At 63.6% G+C, this 17131-nt stretch carries 25 protein-coding genes and 1 tRNA gene; 6 read left to right on the top strand and 20 right to left on the bottom strand.

All coding sequences use genetic code 11. The features are described 5' to 3' along the window. Positions 1-2: 2 nt before the first annotated feature. The 17 genes from IEY38_RS14750 to IEY38_RS14670 are packed head-to-tail and all read right to left on the bottom strand — an operon-like array spanning position 3 to position 8796. A complete protein-coding gene (locus IEY38_RS14750; RefSeq protein WP_004516956.1) occupies positions 3-395 on the bottom strand; it encodes a 30S ribosomal protein S8 in 393 nt (130 codons plus the stop codon). 2 nt (positions 396-397) lie between these two features. Beyond that, on the bottom strand, positions 398-583 hold the full coding sequence (locus IEY38_RS14745; RefSeq protein WP_004591563.1) for a 30S ribosomal protein S14: 186 nt from the start codon (positions 581-583) through the stop codon (positions 398-400). Beyond that, positions 580-1113, bottom strand: coding sequence for a 50S ribosomal protein L5 (locus IEY38_RS14740; RefSeq protein WP_004591562.1), 534 nt, complete (start codon positions 1111-1113; stop codon positions 580-582). The genes IEY38_RS14745 and IEY38_RS14740 overlap by 4 nt, the downstream gene beginning before the upstream one ends. Then, a complete protein-coding gene (locus tag IEY38_RS14735) occupies positions 1110-1814 on the bottom strand; it encodes a 30S ribosomal protein S4e (protein WP_188979048.1) in 705 nt (234 codons plus the stop codon). Before IEY38_RS14735 ends, IEY38_RS14740 begins: the two co-directional genes overlap by 4 nt. Then, the gene (gene rplX, locus IEY38_RS14730; protein WP_004957398.1) at positions 1811-2173 is read right to left on the bottom strand and encodes a 50S ribosomal protein L24; all 363 of its coding nucleotides are present in this window, start codon (positions 2171-2173) and stop codon (positions 1811-1813) included. The genes IEY38_RS14735 and rplX overlap by 4 nt, the downstream gene beginning before the upstream one ends. Positions 2174-2177: 4 nt before the next feature. Continuing rightward, the gene (locus IEY38_RS14725) at positions 2178-2576 is read right to left on the bottom strand and encodes a 50S ribosomal protein L14 (protein ID WP_004516961.1); all 399 of its coding nucleotides are present in this window, start codon (positions 2574-2576) and stop codon (positions 2178-2180) included. Beyond that, on the bottom strand, positions 2576-2914 hold the full coding sequence (locus IEY38_RS14720) for a 30S ribosomal protein S17 (RefSeq protein WP_004591559.1): 339 nt from the start codon (positions 2912-2914) through the stop codon (positions 2576-2578). The genes IEY38_RS14725 and IEY38_RS14720 overlap by 1 nt, the downstream gene beginning before the upstream one ends. Beyond that, on the bottom strand, positions 2905-3189 hold the full coding sequence (locus IEY38_RS14715; RefSeq protein ID WP_188979046.1) for a ribonuclease P protein component 1: 285 nt from the start codon (positions 3187-3189) through the stop codon (positions 2905-2907). The genes IEY38_RS14720 and IEY38_RS14715 overlap by 10 nt, the downstream gene beginning before the upstream one ends. Next, positions 3189-3404: a 50S ribosomal protein L29 gene (gene rpmC / locus IEY38_RS14710; RefSeq protein ID WP_004516964.1), complete on the bottom strand. Its 216-nt coding sequence runs from the start codon at positions 3402-3404 to the stop codon at positions 3189-3191. Before rpmC ends, IEY38_RS14715 begins: the two co-directional genes overlap by 1 nt. After that, positions 3401-4318: a 30S ribosomal protein S3 gene (locus IEY38_RS14705; RefSeq protein ID WP_170095646.1), complete on the bottom strand. Its 918-nt coding sequence runs from the start codon at positions 4316-4318 to the stop codon at positions 3401-3403. The genes rpmC and IEY38_RS14705 overlap by 4 nt, the downstream gene beginning before the upstream one ends. Continuing rightward, positions 4318-4785, bottom strand: coding sequence for a 50S ribosomal protein L22 (locus tag IEY38_RS14700; protein WP_005538121.1), 468 nt, complete (start codon positions 4783-4785; stop codon positions 4318-4320). Before IEY38_RS14700 ends, IEY38_RS14705 begins: the two co-directional genes overlap by 1 nt. Positions 4786-4787: 2 nt before the next feature. Continuing rightward, positions 4788-5210 (bottom strand): 30S ribosomal protein S19, encoded by a 423-nt coding sequence (locus IEY38_RS14695; RefSeq protein WP_188979044.1) that lies wholly within the window; start codon positions 5208-5210, stop codon positions 4788-4790. After that, positions 5207-5929 (bottom strand): 50S ribosomal protein L2, encoded by a 723-nt coding sequence (locus tag IEY38_RS14690; protein ID WP_004516968.1) that lies wholly within the window; start codon positions 5927-5929, stop codon positions 5207-5209. The genes IEY38_RS14695 and IEY38_RS14690 overlap by 4 nt, the downstream gene beginning before the upstream one ends. Before the next feature lie 2 nt (positions 5930-5931). Then, positions 5932-6189, bottom strand: coding sequence for a 50S ribosomal protein L23 (locus IEY38_RS14685; protein ID WP_005538115.1), 258 nt, complete (start codon positions 6187-6189; stop codon positions 5932-5934). Continuing rightward, complete coding sequence (gene rpl4p / locus IEY38_RS14680; protein ID WP_005538114.1) at positions 6186-6926, bottom strand: 50S ribosomal protein L4; 741 nt, start codon at positions 6924-6926, stop codon at positions 6186-6188. The genes IEY38_RS14685 and rpl4p overlap by 4 nt, the downstream gene beginning before the upstream one ends. A 3-nt stretch (positions 6927-6929) precedes the next feature. Beyond that, positions 6930-7946 (bottom strand): 50S ribosomal protein L3, encoded by a 1017-nt coding sequence (gene rpl3p, locus IEY38_RS14675; RefSeq protein WP_005538112.1) that lies wholly within the window; start codon positions 7944-7946, stop codon positions 6930-6932. Between the two features lie 4 nt (positions 7947-7950). Further along, positions 7951-8796: a putative RNA uridine N3 methyltransferase gene (locus IEY38_RS14670; RefSeq protein ID WP_004957426.1), complete on the bottom strand. Its 846-nt coding sequence runs from the start codon at positions 8794-8796 to the stop codon at positions 7951-7953. A 348-nt stretch (positions 8797-9144) separates the two neighbouring features. On the opposite strand from IEY38_RS14670, the gene IEY38_RS14665 reads away from it, so the two are divergent. From IEY38_RS14665 to IEY38_RS14640, 6 genes are all read left to right on the top strand, one after another. Next, a tRNA-Gly gene (locus IEY38_RS14665) sits at positions 9145-9216 on the top strand. A gap of 343 nt (positions 9217-9559) precedes the next feature. Then, positions 9560-10963 (top strand): sensor histidine kinase, encoded by a 1404-nt coding sequence (locus tag IEY38_RS14660; RefSeq protein WP_188979041.1) that lies wholly within the window; start codon positions 9560-9562, stop codon positions 10961-10963. A gap of 229 nt (positions 10964-11192) precedes the next feature. Then, positions 11193-11843: an HVO_2922 family protein gene (locus IEY38_RS14655; RefSeq protein WP_188979039.1), complete on the top strand. Its 651-nt coding sequence runs from the start codon at positions 11193-11195 to the stop codon at positions 11841-11843. 97 nt (positions 11844-11940) lie between these two features. Next, the gene (locus IEY38_RS14650; RefSeq protein WP_170095641.1) at positions 11941-12273 is read left to right on the top strand and encodes an MTH1187 family thiamine-binding protein; all 333 of its coding nucleotides are present in this window, start codon (positions 11941-11943) and stop codon (positions 12271-12273) included. 24 nt (positions 12274-12297) lie between these two features. Continuing rightward, positions 12298-13230: a methenyltetrahydromethanopterin cyclohydrolase gene (gene mch, locus IEY38_RS14645; protein ID WP_188979036.1), complete on the top strand. Its 933-nt coding sequence runs from the start codon at positions 12298-12300 to the stop codon at positions 13228-13230. A 5-nt stretch (positions 13231-13235) separates the two neighbouring features. Continuing rightward, positions 13236-13733, top strand: a complete 498-nt coding sequence (locus tag IEY38_RS14640; RefSeq protein ID WP_188979035.1) for a hypothetical protein — start codon at positions 13236-13238, stop codon at positions 13731-13733. A gap of 24 nt (positions 13734-13757) precedes the next feature. Here IEY38_RS14640 and IEY38_RS14635 read toward each other — a convergent pair whose 3' ends face one another. From IEY38_RS14635 to IEY38_RS14625, 3 genes are all read right to left on the bottom strand, one after another. Beyond that, positions 13758-15389 (bottom strand): GTPBP1 family GTP-binding protein, encoded by a 1632-nt coding sequence (locus tag IEY38_RS14635; protein WP_188979032.1) that lies wholly within the window; start codon positions 15387-15389, stop codon positions 13758-13760. A gap of 279 nt (positions 15390-15668) precedes the next feature. Next, positions 15669-16352, bottom strand: coding sequence for a phosphoglycolate phosphatase (locus IEY38_RS14630; protein ID WP_188979030.1), 684 nt, complete (start codon positions 16350-16352; stop codon positions 15669-15671). Between the two features lie 37 nt (positions 16353-16389). Further along, a complete protein-coding gene (locus IEY38_RS14625; protein WP_188979021.1) occupies positions 16390-16950 on the bottom strand; it encodes a J domain-containing protein in 561 nt (186 codons plus the stop codon). Between the last annotated feature and the right edge of the window lie 181 nt (positions 16951-17131).

The raw sequence follows: 17131 nt of genomic DNA, 5'->3' as shown, positions 1-17131 counted from the left end.
TGTTAGTATACGTACGCGATGACTTGGCCACCAACGCCCTGCTCACGAGCCTCGTAGTGGCTCATGATGCCGTGGCTGGTCGTCACGACGAGGGTCCCGTAGTCACGGGCGGGGAGGAACCGCTTCTCCCACTTCTCGAACTCGTCTGCGCCCGCAGAGTAGCGGGGCTTGACCGGGCCACACTCGTTGATGGCTCCTTTCAGTTCAACTTCGAACTCGCCGGCTTTGCCGTCGTCGACGAAACTGAATCCGTCGATGTACCCGCGGTCGTAGAAGACCTCGAGGACGCTGCCGATCTCGTTCGAAGCTGGCGATACTGTCTGCTCTAGGTGCCCGACGCTTTCGGCGTTGTTAAGCGCCGACAGTGCGTTGGCAAATGGGTCGTTCCCTGTCATTGTTAGCTGTACTTCCTGAAGCCCATGCCCCGCGAAATCTCGCGGAAGCACTGGCGGCACAGCCAGATGTCGTACTTGCCGACGAGTCCCTGTTCGCGACCGCAGCGCTGACAGGACTCGAGCTGGCCAGTTCGCTCACTGGATGCCGTCTCGGAATCAGGCTCGTCTGTGGTTTCACTTTCGCTCATTCGCTCACCTCCACGTCGTAGGTCGACTCGATGAAGGCGACGGCGTCCGCCGGGTTGAGTCGATGCTTCGTCGGAATCGAGCGCGACGCCTTGTCGCGCTTGGCGACGCGGTAGCCGGGACGGACGAGGTTGACCGTCACGTCCAGCCCGTAGATTCCGATGCTCGGGTCGTACTCCTGACTCGGGAACTCGGTGTGTTCCTCAACGCCGAAGCTGAAGTTGCCGGTGTCGTCGAACTGACTCGTCGCCAGTTCGGCGAGCGGCAGCGCCGTCTGAAGGAACTCTTCGGCCATCTCGTCGCGGAGGGTGACCTTCGCACCGATGGGGTCGCCCTCGCGGATGTCGAACTCGCCGACGGTCCGCTTGGCCTTCGTTCGTACTGGCGTCTGCCCGGTGATCTCCCCGAGAATGTCCTCTGCGTTGGCGAGGTCGCGGCCACCGTGGCCGATACCCATGTGGACGACGACCTTCTCGATGCGCGGTTCGCGCATCTCGTGGAAGTCGCCGCCGGACTCACTCTCGGAGCTCATTCGTCATCACCCGTGAAGTTCTCGTCGATGACGACGACGTACTCTTCGACTGTCTCGAAGCCTTCGCCCTCGTCCTGCGAGACGATCACGTTGTTCTGGGCCGACCCCGGCGTCACCTGAATCTCCTCGACTTCGCCGACTTCGCCCGCGTGGGCACCGTCGACGGCAGTGACGAGCGCGCCCTCTTCGTACTCGAAGTGGGCGACGATTTCGCCGTCCTCGTTGCCGACGACGATGGAGTCGCCAGCGTCGTAGGTCTGGTCGTCCTCGACGATGAGCGTCTCACCGTCGTGGAGGCCCAGCTGGACATCGCCACCGGAGACGTGGGTCTTGGTGACGATCTTGCCGAGCTTGGACTGGGCCGCGTCCGGGTCGATTGCGGTCAGCGCGAGCCGACCACCCTCGCCGGGGAACACGCGGTAGTACTCCTCGCGCTCGGTGAAGGCCAGGATGTCGAACATCCCGACGGGGCGTTCCTCGTCGGAGATGGCCTTCCCGTTGATGAGGACGTTGTCCTCGTTGAGGGCGTAGCGGGCTTCTTTGCGGTTGTCGGCGTAGCCGAGCACGTCCCGAAGGACGATGAGCAGGGGAACCCCATCCTCACCGTGCGGGCCGGCGCCGGCTTTCACCGTAAACGTCGCAGTCTTGCGCTCTACGGGCCAACTGTTCGGCACCGAGAGTCGCTTCTGGTGGTTACTCATGCGGAATCATCCTCCGATTCGAGACGCGCCTCGCGCTTCTCGTCTTCGAGGTCTAGGTCCGTCACGCGGACGTTCGAGGTGTCCAGCGGTCGCGGGACTTCCTCGCCGTCCGTCTTCTCGAGCGTGACGTCTTCGACGTGGATGACAGCCTTGTCGAGGTCTACGTTGATGACTTCGCCTTCCTCGCCAGCGAAGTCGCCACGGAGCACCTCGACGGTGTCACCGGCGTTGACGCGGACGTTGCGCTGGCCGTACTCCTCGCGGAGGTCGGCAGACAGCGTTGCCCGGACCTGCTTATGCCGCTCGTGAAGCGGGGCACGTCGTTGACTCTTGCGTTGTTTGTCTGGTTGCTTGCTCATGGTTCTATACAATCATCGTCGCTGCTGATGCCACACTGCCGAATCGCTGTGCGACTTCCCGTGCGATGGGACCTTTCAGCTCAGTCCCGCGCGGGTCCTCGTTCTCGTCGACGATGACGGCCGCGTTGTCTTCGAACTTGACGCGGGTGCCGTCGGGTCGACGGATCGGCTTTCGCTGGCGGACGACGACGGCTTCGAGCACCTGGCGACGCATTTCGGGCGTCCCCTTGGTGACCGAGACCGTGATCTTGTCGCCCAGCCCAGCTTTGGGGTGGCGGTTCTTCGTTCCCGAGTAGCCGTGGACGGAAATGACCTTGAGTTCGCGCGCTCCCGTGTTGTCCGCACACGTGATGAGCGAGCCCTTCTCGAGGCCTTGCGTGACGTCAGCACCGAGTGCTTCCATCAGGCATCACCGTCCTGTTCGTCGGCGACCACGCCAACGACGACGTGGCTTTTCGTTTTCGAGAGCGGTCGACACTCTGCTATCGTGACCGTGTCACCGACCGCGAGGTCGAGACAATCCGGTGCGTGAGCCGGAACGCGGCTCCGCCGCTTCATGAAGCGGTCGTATTTCGGCACCTTCACGTCGTACTCGCGCTCGACGACAACGGTCTTCTCCATGTCAGTGGAGGCTACCTCGCCGTTCAGTGTCTGTCCGCGCACGGAGAGCTCTCCGTGGAACGGGCAGTTCTGATCGGCACAGGTTTCCTCCGGTTCCTGTACGTTCAGTCCTAGCGCCATAGTGAATCTCCTGTGTTCTCTGTGCGACGAGCGGGACGCGCGACGAGTCGGTCGCCGTCGACGAGAACCGTCTCGGTCGACAGGTCGAACGCGAACGTCGCGCTGTCCTTCGGCACGTGCCACACCCAGTCGGCTCCCTCGAGTGTCAGCATCTGTGTCGTCTCCATGACGACAGTTCCGCTGATACCGACGACGTCCGGATTGGACGCCGAGACGACCTCGCAGTCGAGGCCGACGAGTTCGTGTCGTGGGAGCGTCTCGGGTGTCAGTGGCATTATTCGTTCTCCTGCAGGTCGCCTTCTTCGCCCTGAATCGTCTTGATGCGGGCGATGGCCTTCCGCAGCTCCTTGATGCGACCGGGGTTCTCCGGCGCACCACCCGCGGCCTGGACGGCCCGGGCGTTCAGTAGTTCGGTCTTCAGGTCGTCGAGTTCCGCCTCGCGCTCGGCGGGCGTCATGTCCCGAATTTCCTGGACGTGCAGGACGGTCATTCGTCGTCACCCTCCTCGTCGTCCATTTCGTCCATCAGCTCTTCTGCTTCCGCTTCGACGTCCTCGTCGAGTTCCTCGTCGACAGCGTCTTCGAGTTCGTCGACGTCGACGTCCTCGACATCGTCGTCAGTCGGGACTTCGACGTCTTCCTCGACGATCTCCTCGTCGACGAACTCCTCGTCGGTCTCGGAGTCGTCGTCGGCCCCGGCGGCCACGTCTTCGTCGAGTTCTTCGGCCGTCTCGCTGTCTTCGGGCTCGCCTTCGAGGAGTTCTTCGACGGACTCGCCGTCGGTGTCGGCCACGTAGTCCTCGACGTCGACATCCTCGTAGATCTCGAAGTCGTCGGGGAGTTCCGCGTCCGGCGGGATGATCTTGACTCGGACCCCAATGGTACCGAGCTTCATCACGGCGACGCCGACGCCGCTGTCGACGATCTCCTCCGCGGGTTCGCCGTTGTGCTTGACGTAGCCGCGGTTGAACTTCTCCACGCGTGAGCGTGCACCCGTGACCTTTCCGGAGAGGACGATCTCTGCGCCGAGTGCGCCCGACTCCATGATGCGGTCGATGGTGGTGTGGCCCGCTTTGCGGAAGTACCAGCCACGCTCGAGTGCGTTGGCCAGGCGGTCCGCGACGATGCGGGCGTTGAGGTCCGGCTCGTCGACTTCCTGCACGTCGACTTGCGGGTCGTCGAGGTTAAATCGGTCCTCGAGTTCCGTCGTGATCTTCCGGATGTTCTTCCCGCCCTTGCCGATGACCATCCCTGGCTTCTCGGCTTTGAGCACGATCTGGGTCCCCATCGGCGTCTTGGCGACGTCCATGCCGCCGTAGCCGGCTCGACCAAGTTCCTCTGCGAAGAACTCGTCGATCTGGGTGCGCTGGAGCCCGTCCTCGATGAACTGTTGTTCGTCGGCCATTAGTCTTCGACCTCCGGCTCTTCGAGGATGAGTTCGACGTCGACCTGCGGACTGTTCCACGCCGAGGCACGCCCCATTGCGCGGGGCTTGCGACCCTGCTGCTCGCCGACCTTGTGGGCGGCGACGTGCTTGATCGTCATGGCCTCACCGTCGAAGCCCTGATGGTCGGCGTTGCCGACCGCGTTCTCGAGCAGGTCGAGGAAGGCCTTGCTGGCCTTCTCCGGGTAGCGCCCGGCGTCCCAGCCGTCGACCTTGCGTTTGTGGCCGACGCCCGAGTTGTGTTGTTTGAACGGAACGGGCTGGTCGCCCTCGATAACCGCCTCGAGGTAGTCGACAGCCTCGCCGGCCGTTTTGCCCTTGATCTCGCGGGCGATGGCCTTGCTGTGCTTGAAGCTCATCTGCCGCTCCCGGAGCATCGCTTTGGCCGTCGTGTCCGGGTCGGCTTCGACTGAGTAACTGATTCCCATGATTATTTGAGCGGTACGAACTTCGAGGAGCGTGTCGCTCCGATACCGGCCTGACCGTGTTCGACACTACTCCGGGTGAGCTGGAACTCACCGAGGTAGTGGCCGAGCATCTCGGGCTCGACTTTGACACGCTCGAAGTTCTGGCCGTCGTGGACGGCGAAGGTCAGCCCGACCATCTCCGGGACAACCGGCATGTCGCGCAGGTGTGTCCGGATCGGGTCGTTGGCTGTCTCCTCTTCGCCGGCCTTGCGGGCCTTTTCGAGGAGCTTGTGTTTCTCCTCGGTCAGGCCGCGTACGATACTTCGCCGCTGTCGAGCGGGGAGCAGTTCCGCGACTTCCTCGAGCTCCATCTCCTGCAGCTCGTCGAGCGTGTGGCCGCGGAAGGAGAACTCTCCTTCGTGGCCGATTTGGTATTCTGAGCTCATTCGTTGCCACCTCGACCTGTTCGCTTCGAGGCGATGTCCCCGACCTTACGGCCAGGCGGGGCGTTCCGCGAGATGGACTTGGGCTTGCCGGGGTGCTGGCGTCCGCCACCACCGAACGGGTGGTCGACGGCGTTCATCGCCACACCACGGACGTTTGGCCACTTCGTCCCTCGCGCTTTCATCTTGTGATGCTTGTTGCCAGCCTTCACGAACGGCTTGTCAGTTCGGCCGCCACCGGCGACGACGCCGATGGTGGCGCGACACTGCGGGTCAAGCCGCTTCATCTCCCCGGAAGGGAGCTTGACGACCGCGACGTTGCGGTCGTGGGTGAGCAGCTGGGCGTTGACACCCGACGCGCGGGCGAACTTCCCACCGTCACCGGGGCTGGATTCGACGTTGCACACCGGGACCCCCTCTGGGATCTCGGCCAGCGGGAGCGTGTTCCCGGGTGCGATCTCGGCGCTGACGCCGACCTGTAGCTCGTCGCCCACCCCGACGCCTTCCGGCGCGAGGATGAGTCGGCGGTCGCCGTCTTCGAACTCGACGGCGGCGACCGGGGCCGAGCGGGCCGGGTCGTGCTCGATGTCGACGACCGTGCCGGCGACAACGTCGCCGTCCTCGACCTTGCGGTGCTCCAGATCAGCCTTGTAACGGTGCGACGGAGCACGGAACGTGGAGGTCCCGCGGCCGCGCCGTTGTCCTTGGATTCGTCGTCCCATCGTTAGAACACCCCAATTCTGGAGGCGACTTCCTGGGCGTCGTCGTCCTCAGAGAGGCGAACGACGGCCTTCTTTTCGCCGTCCATCGTGTTCTGCGTGTTGACCTGTTCGACTGTCACGTCGTACTGCCCCTCGACGGCGTCGGCGACCTCGCCCTTGGAGGCGCGGTCATCGACGGCGAACTGGAGCTTGTTCTGGAAGTCCATGTCGTTCATGGCCTTCTCTGTGACGTGTGGGTGTTTGATGACATCCCAGCTCATCGCTCGGCCACCTCCGCGAGTGCGGATTCCGTGAAGACGGTGAGTCGACCGGGCGCACCGCCAGGCGCGAGGTCTTCAGTGTTGACCTCGCTGGCGGTTGCCACGTCGGCCCCCGCGAGGTTGCGGGCGGCCGTCGACGGCTCGTCGCTGGTCACGAAGAGAATCGAGGCGGGACGACGGTACTTCCGTCCACGGGCCGAACCCTGTCCAGCCTTGATCTTCGTCTCGTCGGCGCGGTCGATGTCCGCGTGGACGTCGAGCGCCTCCAGCAGCGAGACGACTTCCTGCGTCTTGACGAGGTCCTCGAAGTCGTCGGAGACGACGACGGGCACTTCGTCACGGTCGAACTCGTGGCCGCGGTCGGCGACGAGGTCGGCGTCGGCCGTCGCAGCCAGCGCCGAGCGAACGGCCAGCTGCCGTTCCTTGTCGTTGAGGTCGAGCGAGCGGTCCTTCTCGGTTTTCGGCGGGTGGGCGCTTCGCCCTTTGACCGCCTGCGGGACGCGGCGGGCACGACCGTCCTGCTTCGGGATGTGTGCCTGCCCGCGGCCGCTACCGAAGGACTCTGCCGGCGTTCGGAGGCCGGCATACTCGTCGGACCCGTAGTCCTGCTTTCGGTTGGCCTGTGCGGCACGTACAGCTTTGCCGATGAGGTCGGACCGAACCGGCGTCTCGAAGACGTCCGGCAGGTCGACCTCGCCGTCTGTGTTGCCGTCCAGGTCGTAGATTGTTGCCTGCATAGGTTATCCCTGGTTCGATTCGTTGGAGACGTAGCGCACCTCGGGGTCGAGGCGCGGCTGGTCGTTCGGACGCACCGCGGGCCGGAAGCGCACCAGGCGCTTGTCCGGACCGGGCACGGAGCCCTTCACGAGCGTGTACGGCCCATCGACCTCGCCGTAGTTGACGAAGCCGCCATCGACGGTGGGTTCGTCGCCCTCGCCGATGTCGATGAGGCGCTTGTTGAGCTCGGTGCGCTGGTGGTAGCCGGTCTGCCCCTGCTGGGGGACCGTCGAGCGCACGCGGGACGGGTTCCACGGACCGAGGTTGCCGATCCGTCGGCGCCAGCCCTGACGGGCGTGCTTGCCTTTCCGCTTCTGGACGCCCCACCGCTTGACGGGACCCTGCGTCCCTTTGCCTTTCGTGACACCGGCCACGTCGGCGTACTCGCCGGCGCGGAAGATGTCGTTCATCGCGTGTTCGCCACCGTCCTCGACGATGTCGAGGGCGTGGTCGAGGCGGTCCGAAACGGACCCACCGCCGACGCGAGTCTCCATCACGTCGGGCTTTTTCTTCGGGACGCTCGGGACGGCGTCGGGGACGGTGTGCGTAATGAGTCGCAGGTCCCCGAGGTCACCGGCCTCGTGAGCGTCGCGTATCTGTTCCTCAGCAGCGTCCGGGTCGTGGTCCTCCGGAACGTCCAGGGTCCGGTCGAGTTCCGAGTGGAACTCGTCGGTCCAGACTTCCGTCAGCGGACGCTGACCGTACGGCGTGTCTTCGTACGCTCGCAGGGCGACGGCGCGCATCGGCGGCGTCTCGATGACTGTCACCGGGACAGTCTCCTCCATCCCCTCGCGGGGGGAGTTGGGTTCGTCGTTGACGAGCACGACGTGTGTCATGCCTGCCTTGTAGCCGGCGAACCCCTGGACGCCCGGCTGTCCGTCGTCAGACGGCCAGCTGTTGAAGCGAGGTGTCTCGCTCGTCGAGCGCTTGCGCGGGCCAAAGCCCATTGAGCCTTTGCGTGGTCTGCTTGGTTGTGGCATTCGTTTACTCCGTGAGGGTTAGACAGGTGAGGGAGGCGAACAGAGCTTCTTCCGTTCGCACGACCTCACTGCCCTGGTTCGGAACCGTATTCAGCCAGAGGTCGAACCCTTCTGGTTCGTCGCTCGTCTGGTCTCCCCCGACGGCGTCCGGGGCAACGTCGAGTATCGACGGTAACCCGCGCTCGGGTGCCCCGAAGGCGACTGTCATGCCGCCCTCGGCGTCGCGCCGCTCGGCCAGCTGGCCGAGACGGGTCGACGTTACCGGCTCGCCGTATCGCGAGGACGCGATAGTGAGCCCGGCATCGTCGCGCGAGAGTGCCGCATCGAGGTCCGCGGCGACAACGTCGAATCCCGTTGTAGGGGCGTCGACGAGTTTCGCCCGGACCGGCCGTCGCGAAGAGACCCTGACGGTCACGCGCTCCCCCTGTTCCACGTCCATATCCGCTGGGACGGGAAGGGAGATCGGGTGTTGCATGCCGCAATTGACCCGGACGCGCCCATCAGCTCCGACCTCGGTCACGATTCCCTGTCTTAACGACCCCGAACCCTCAGATCCGGAGCCGGTCTGTGAACGCACGCGGAGCGGCGGCAGGACGCCGACGTACTCCAGTTCGTCCCGCTTACCCCACATCTCTTTTCGGAGGTGCGGGGGCGTCGCGGCGTACCGCAGCACGGTTTCGACGAACCCGTCTTCCCATTTGCCCGCCCCGTCAGGGTCGGGGTACACTGTCAGCCGATCAACCCGGTAGACCGCGGCCGCGCGGGCCACGTAACCGAGCTTGCGAGTTGCCTCGCGTCTGTCTTCGGCTTCCCGTGCGAGGGAAGACGGCACGAGTACGCTGGTCGTCATGCCGTGACGCTTCCACGTCGCGCCACTAGACTGTGCCGATATCTCCCTTTCCAGGGCTTAAAAAGCCCCCGTTTCACGTTCGCGATGCGTCGCGTTCACATGGTCCGTCATGCCGGTTCGGGACCGATGCACCCGATCACTAGATTGCCGCTTCCGAAAGGCCATGTCTCGTGACGCCATCACACGGTCCAGGGCTCAGACGGGGCGGTGATTGCCCTCACCTCCCATGGTTTTCCCCGGAAAACGGAAGGCTTTTTACTCTCACCCCCGCCAGATTTGATTGCAACGAGGCGTTGCACGCTGGCACTGAGCGACCACCCGTCGTGAAGGTCAGAGCAGACAAAGCAAGCGCTGGTAGTGTAGTTGGTATCACGTGACCTTGCCATGGTCACAACCTGGGTTCAAATCCCAGCCAGCGCATTTCTACGACGAACTATTCCACTGAGCACCGCGTCACATGTGCTCGGTATCCGTGAGTCGTGCAATCGCTTCGCGGTTGCTCACTCCCAGCCAGCGCGCTGTTACGAGTACAATTTTCGAGGAGTCCCGCTGAGCGTACGGCTGGAATCCGTGGGTCCGAGTCACTACTGCGTGGACTGGCAAGACATCGACGCCCCATCGCGAGATATTTCCTCGATACCGCCAGACTGCAGCCAGTTCGCAGTTAGTTTGGTGGAATATAACTCTGAAAAGGGGTGAAGCTGTCATGTATCCGTTGCAAAACCCGGCAGTTAAAGATCCTCAACACTAAGAGCGATGCAGTATGGATGTCGTCGGAGATATCAGCGTCCTCGTTGTTGACGACAGTGACTTTTTTGTCGAGATAACGTCGGAGAAACTCAACGACGCACACGGCTTTACCACCAACACAGCGAGTTCGGGGCGGGACGCACTCGAGTCGCTGCGCGAGCAGCGCGTCGACTGTGTTATCAGCGATTATAAAATGCCCGGAATGGACGGGTTAGAGCTCTGCACGAACGTCGATTCGGAGTTCTCGATACCGTTCATTCTGCTGACCGGGCAGGGCGGCGAGGATGTCGCCAGCGACGCAATCGGTACTGGTGTCGATGACTACCTCCAGAAGAAGAAAATCATAGACGGGGAGCGTCTCACGTTGCTCGCCACGCGGATACGGAACGTCGTTGGCCAGCACCGGGCACAGCAGAAGTACGAGCGACTGGTCGACAACACGCCGGACGAGATCGTGGAGGTCACTACCGACGGGCAAATCCTTGCAGCGAACAAATCGATGGCCCGAGCACATAACACTACCCGCCCGGAGCTCATTGACTCGCAGTTAACAGACGTGCTCCCGGACGAGATGGCTTCCGAGCGACTCGAATACGGCCAGCGGGCCATTACGGCCGGGAGCGCGGTGACGTTTCAGGATTCGATTGGCGTGCGACACTTCCACAACATCGTTACCCCTCTCAGCGAGACTGGTGACACCAACACCATCCAGTTCATTTCCAGGGAAATCACACAGCAGAAACACGACGAACAGAAACTCAAAGAAACAAAACGGGAACTCGAACAGTCAAACGAGAAACTGGACCAGTTCGCGAGCGTCGTGTCGCATGACCTCCGAAACCCATTGATGGTCACGAAGGCCCGAGTCGATTTTATCCGGGATGACGCTCCAACGGCGCACGTCGAGACGATGGAGCGGAATCTTGAGCGGATGGAAACGATGATAGACGAGTTGCTGACGCTCGCTCGTGTGGGCCAAAGCATTACCGACCTGTCGCAGGTCTCACTATGCGCCGTCGCCGAGGACGCGTGGGGACATACCCAGACAGGCGGCGGGACGCTCGAACTGGACGTTTCAAGAGACACTGTGGTCGGGGCAGACTATGGTCGCCTGTTGCAGATTTTCGAGAACCTTTTTCGGAACGCGTTCGACCACAACGATACACCGCTGACCCTCCGTGTTGGCACACTTGACGATGCGGACGAGACGGAGTTGTCGGGCTTCTATCTCGAAGACGACGGACGCGGCATCCCACCGGAGGGCCGGTCGAAAGTGCTTGACCACGGGTATACGACCAGTGACGGCGGGTCCGGGTTCGGACTCTCTATCGTCACGGACATCGTCGCCGCACACGGCTGGGACATCACCATCGCCGAGGGCCAAGACGGCGGGGCGCGCTTCGAAATTCGCTGCTGATTCTGGCGACTATGCTCGCGTGTCGAATCTGTCGCCAAGTGTTACTGTAAAATTGGAGTGCACAGCGCCAGTACCCCCGGAGTAGCAACGATTGAAAAAACAGGCTCAGCGCAACTCTCTGCCGCCAAATTGCAGATTATCGACTCTCCACCATGTGTTATGGTTACACACGGTGGCTGCTTCGAGTATGGAGTATCATTATTTGTTGTCCCATCAACAATGAGAGTGTATGACGGACGAGACGGTCCACGAGTCACAGGAAACACGGAGTCGCAGAGGAATCGCGTCGTACTTCCGACGATTGGCAAACAGGCTCAGCCGCGGTGAGCCCGCGCCGGCTGACGAAGAACAGACTGTGACGGTCACACCACCGGCCGAATCCGAGCTCGAGGTCGAGGTCGAGCGGGAAGACGGGACTGTCACACTCGAAATCGATATGGAGTGGGACGAGAACGAAGGGACGGTGGAGACCGATGTGGCCGCGAGCAAGGCGACGTTCGAGGTGTACGAGGACAGTGCCAAGCAGTACCGCTGGCGGCTTCGCCACGACAATGGTAATATCATTGCCGACAGTGGGGAAGGCTACGCCTCCAAGCAGAAGGCCGAGCAGGGCCTCGAAAGCGTCAAAACCAACGCGCCCGGCGCGTACGTCGTCGACAAGTCCAAAGACGACGACGGTGTTGTCGAAGAGGGAGGCAGCAAAGCGACGTTTGAACTATTCAAAGACAGCGAGGGGAAGGCGCGCTGGCGACTCCGCCACGACAACGGCGAGATCATCGCCGACTGCGGGCAGGGCTACGCCTCCAAGCAGAAAGCGAAGCAGGGGCTCCAGAGCGTCAAGACGAACGCTCGCGGGGCACCGGTCGAGGAAGGCGAGTAAGCGTTTCGAACAGCGGCAGTTCTTTACTCAAGTCCGACACCGATAGTGTTGCGCGAGTACCATAGCGGTTAGGTCGTGGGCGCGCGTGGGAACCAGTATGACCTGCATAGGGTTTCTCTCGGTTGCACCGGTCATCGAAGGCAGCATGTCGTCGTACGTCGCCGACGCTGTCGCGGCGCTGGAGGCGTTCGACGTCGAGTACGAGACGACGCCGATGGGGACCATTATCGAAGCAGAAGACAGCGAGGAACTGTTCGCGGCCACCCACGCCGCTCACGAGGCCGTCGGCGAGCAGACCGACCGTGTGAGCACGTTCCTGAAGATCGATGACAAGCGGAGCGTCGACCAGCAGGCACAGGACAAGGTCGACGCCGTCGAGGAGCATCTCGGTCGGGCGGCCAGAAGCGACGCCGGGGAAGGCGGAGATTAAAGGGAAGGGTGCCAAACACGGCGTATGGATAGTCTCAATCGGATGGCCACGGAACTCGTAGACGAGGCCATCGACTTCGCCGACGAGCTCACGATAGACGTACACGCGCTGGAGGGTGACGCCGCGGTGCTGGACTTCGGCGTCGAAGTCCCTGGCGCTGTCGAGGCCGGCATGCTGCTCGCGGAAATTCAGACAGCCGGGCTGGCGACGGTCCAGTCCACGATGGACACCATCGGCGGCGCGCCGCTGAACCACGTCGAACTGTCGACAGACCACCCGGCACTGGCCCTGCTGTGCTCACAGAAGGGCGGCTGGGAGCTGGCCGCCGACGGCTTCGAGGCGCTCGGGAGCGGCCCCGCACGCGCACTCGTTGCCGAAGAGGAAGCCTTCGAGCGGATCGGCTACCGCGAGGACGCCGACTTCGCTGTGCTGGCTCTAGAGACCGATGAACTGCCGGACGAGGCCGTCGCGAGCCAGGTCGCCGAGCGTACCGGCGTCCCCGAGACCGGCGTGTTCCTGCCGTCGTTCGCGACGGCGAGTGTCACCGGGAGCGTCGTCGCCGCGGCCCGAGCCGCCGAACTGGCCGTCTTCCGGCTTGCCGAACTCGGCTTCGACCCGGTGTCGGTGCTGTCGGCCAGCGGCCGTGCGCCGGTCGCGCCGGTCGCTGGCGACGAAGCCACTGCGATGGCCCGGACCACTGACGCGCTCGCCTACGGGAGCGAGGTCCACCTCACCGTCGACGAGTCCTTCGACCGCTTCGACGAGGTTCCCTCCATCGCAGCCCGAGAATACGGCGAACCGCTGGAGGGCGTCTTTGAGGACGTGGACTGGGACTTCGCGGAGCTTCCCGTCGAACTGTTCGGCCCGGCCGCCGTCACCATCGATGTCGTCGGTGGCGACACGCACGTTGTCGGCGGGACGAGCGAGAACGTGTTAGCCGAGAGCTTCGGCCTGTAGGAACCGTGCGCTACAAGGTCGCACCGCCGGCCCGTTCGGACTCTTTTTTAGACACTGCAAGAGCGGCGATTCCGCTCGTCCCCGACAGCGAGGCCGACTGTTGCCGGGCGATACAGACGGCGACTGACGTGTCAGACCGCGAAACGGCCCAAAAGTACCTGGTGTTCCTGCGGGCGCTGGGACTGGTCGCCGAGAGCGACCGGGGCTACTACCGGACGAGGACCGACCCCGACCGGGCGGACCTTGCAGCGGCATTCGAGGAATCGATTTTCGGTGTCGACGTACTCCTCGCCGCTCTCGATTCGGAGGCAGTAGGCACTGAAGCTGCGTTCGATGCGCTCCGGGCTGAGATTCCCCGCTGGGAGCGCGAGCGGCACGCCGACTGGGAAGCCGTCTGGCGGGAGCGCACGGCGAATCTGCTGGAGTGGGCCGTGCTGTTCGGACTCGCCGAGAAAACGGATGACGGCTATCGGTTACCGACCGGAGATGACGTGGACCGGTGAGCAGAGAGTGGAGACGGCGGGTCGCTACTCCGTCGGGTCGATATCTGTGACGGTCCCGACGCCCTTCGAGCTTCCCTCGCGGAAGACGAACTTCTGGCCCTCTTCGACGAGATAGGAGCGGAACTTGAATCGGACTCGGGTCTTGCCGGCGTCGCCCGGGAGTAGCTGTCCTCCTTCCGGGTAGAAGGCCGCGGCCTCGCTGACCGTTTCGAGGTGGACCACTGGCTCGTAACCGTCGCCGATGCGGGTCGGATGGTTCAACACCATCACCTCGGCTTCGAACTCCTGTACCGGCGACGGGTCCGCGTCGCTCGGCAGCAGGACCATCCCACGCTCGATGTCCGCCTCGCGGACGCCTTTCAGCGCGATACCCACGATGCGGCCCGCCTTGGCCTCGTCGACCCGGTGGTAGTGCATCTCGATGGACCGCACTTCGACCTCCCGGAAGCTCCCGTCCTGCATGGGTCCAAGTAATAGCTCGTCGCCGGCCTCGACCGCGCCGGATTTGATGGTGCCGGAGGCGACCGCGCCGACCCCCTGGACGTTGTACGTCCGGTCGACATACATCCGGAAGTCACCCACCTCACCGGCGGTCTTGGGCAGCGCCTCGAACATGTCGTCGAGGGCGTCCAGCCCCTCCTTCGTGACGGCGCTGGTGGTGACGACGGGAACGACGGTCTCAGAAATTTCATCGATAGCCGTGTCGACGCCGTGACGCTCGACCCGGAGCGGCGTCTTGTCGACCTCTCGCAGTGCCTGCTCGACGGAGCGTTCGACTTCGGCGACCCGCTCTCCGTCGACGAGGTCGGTTTTCGTAATGGCAACAATCGTGGGGGGGTCCGTCGCTAGCAGGATACCGAGGTGTTCTCGCGTCGTCTCAGTCACCCCGTCGTCGGCCGCGACGGTCAGGAGGCCGTAGTCGAGTTTCTGGCCAACGAGGCCACGGATTGTCGTCCGAAGCCACGGCTCGTGACCCACCGTGTCGACGAAGGAGACGAGCCGGTCGGACTCCTCGACGACGCGAGCACGGTCGTCCTTCCGATGGGGATTGTCCATGCGGATCGGCTCGCCGTCGTCGTCGAAGCCGTAGACGCCGTAGGAGAGGTCCGCGGACAGTCCCCGCTCGACTTCGTGAGGCTGGACATCGAGAAAGCCGCGTGTCCCACCTTCGCCGTCGTCGGCGTCACCGGTGACCAGCGACCCCACGAGCGTGGATTTGCCGTGGTCGACGTGGCCGGCGGTGCCCACGACGATATGGTCGTCGTCCGCGAGGACCGACCCTTCGGAGACCGTCGCGACGCCTACGATACCGTCTGTGTCGGTCGACCCGTCGTCCGAGACGCCGTCGACGCCCCACGTTTTGACATCCTCAATGTGTGCGCCGGCCTCCTCTGCCAGCAGACTGAGTACGTCCATCGACTCTGAGAACTCCGCCGGCGAGATGCCGGCCAGACCGCCGTCGTCGGTGACGCCGACGACGTACGTCGCCTCCCCATCCCCGGAGAGAACGCGGTGGCGGAGTTGTGCCGCGAGGGATTCGAGTCGCCCCTCGGACAGGTGGAGGTTCTCGGTGAGCCGTTCTTTGAACTCGACGCTGCCACCCTCCCGCTCGCCGCGGTCAAGCGCGCGCCGGAGGACAGCCCGGTCGGGGCTCATATCCTCCCGTTACTGTGGGGTAGATATAAGCCTTCCCCGGATTTACGGCTCCAGAGCGCTCCTGAATCCGGTGGCTGAGTGTGTCTCTCATAGTATCGACCGGACGGATATTTATACCGAAAGGCGCAGCCAGACAGCTCGTGGACTGAGCCGCTAAACGGGGTTTGCGGTCGTGTGACGCTGCCCCGTGGATATCGGGCGCTGTCGATTGGTGTCTCCTGCTTGCCAATCCGATTAGCGACGGTTCTGACAGCAACAGGGAATGCCGAACGGGAGGAGTCAATCCCGATACGGTGCGACCGCTTCGAGAAAGCCGTCGCCATAGCTCGCATCGGTCACCCGGTCAGCCCGTTCGAGCGCCGTTTCATCGGCGTTGGCGACAGCCACGGCCTCACCGGCTAGGTCGAACATCTGGGCGTCGTTCACCGAGTCGCCGACCGCCAGAAACTCTGCCGGCTCCAGATCCAGTTCCGCGCACACCGCTTCGAGTCCTGTCCCCTTGTCGACGACTGGGTCCGTCACGTGGTAGGCGAAGCCGGTGTCGAGGACGACGAGCCCGCGTGCCGCGGCCAGTTCCTCCAGCGGTTCGAGCGGCTGGTCGAGCGAGACGACAAGTTCCGTCTCGCGCCATCGGTTTGCCAGGTCGACCTGCCCGAACCCGAGGTTGTGGCCCAGATCACGGTAGGCTTCGCCGACCGCCAGCGCCGCCTCCTGATCGCCTTCCAGCCTGAGTTCGTCGGTCGGTTCGACGAACACGACGCCGCCGTTCTCGGCGACGACTGTCCGCTCGATGCCGAGAAACTCACAGAGCGCAATCGGGAACGGCATTGCCTTGCCGGTGGCGATGACGACGCGTGCGGGCCACTCGCGGAGGACCGGCATGACACGGTGGTCAATCGCTCGGCTCTCGTCGGTCAGTGTCCCATCGATATCGACAATAATCGGCGGCGTGTCGCTGTCCATACGTCCGGGTTTGGAGCACCGCATATGGGAATTGCGGTCAGTCGTCGGTCAGCGTCTCGTAGGCCGCTTGCACCTGCTTGAACTCCGTCTCGCTCCCGCTATCGGTGTCGGGATGGACCTCTTTGACCTTCTCCCGGTAGGCTCGTTTGATAGTACTCTGGTCGGCGTCCGGATCGAGGCCCAGCCGCCGGTAGGCTTCCGCCGGACTCGGTCCCGATGACTGGGCGCGCTGTCGGTCGCCCGCTGTCTGGCGTCGCTGTCGCTGCCGTCCCTGCCGGCGACGTCGTCGCCCCTGGCTCGCCTGCGAACGGCGCGCTCGGCGACCGTCTCGCGGCGGTTCCCACTCCTCCCGTGGGCCGGCCCCAAACCCGCCACGGCGGGCGTTCCCCGTGTTCTGTGCCGCCTGTCGCTCGACCCGCTCGTAGAGGCTTGCAGCCATCTTCCCGCTGAGGTGGTAGTACATGAAATACGTCGACACCCCGAACATGAGTGCCAGGAAGAGTACTGCGGGATTGATAACGAGGCCCACCGCTGTCAGGACGACTGTCAGGCCTCCGAACACCACTGCGATTCCCTTGGTGAGCCCGTCGTACTGCACGCACATTTCTTTGGTCCACAGACCTGTAAGCGTCCCGCCTCTCGCACCCCAGCCGGTCTGCCCCTAAACTCGATAGCGGACAGCGTCCCGGACGGGACAGGGGCGAAACAGCGCATACGAACACAAGACCGACATCGCACGGACTGATAGACAAATTCTGTCAAAACCGCATTACAGCGGT

The sequence above is a fragment of the Haloarcula sebkhae genome (assembly GCF_014647415.1).
Lineage (GTDB): Archaea > Halobacteriota > Halobacteria > Halobacteriales > Haloarculaceae > Haloarcula > Haloarcula sebkhae.
Note: the sequence above shows the minus strand (reverse complement) of the source record. Positions and strands in the feature narration are given on the sequence as shown.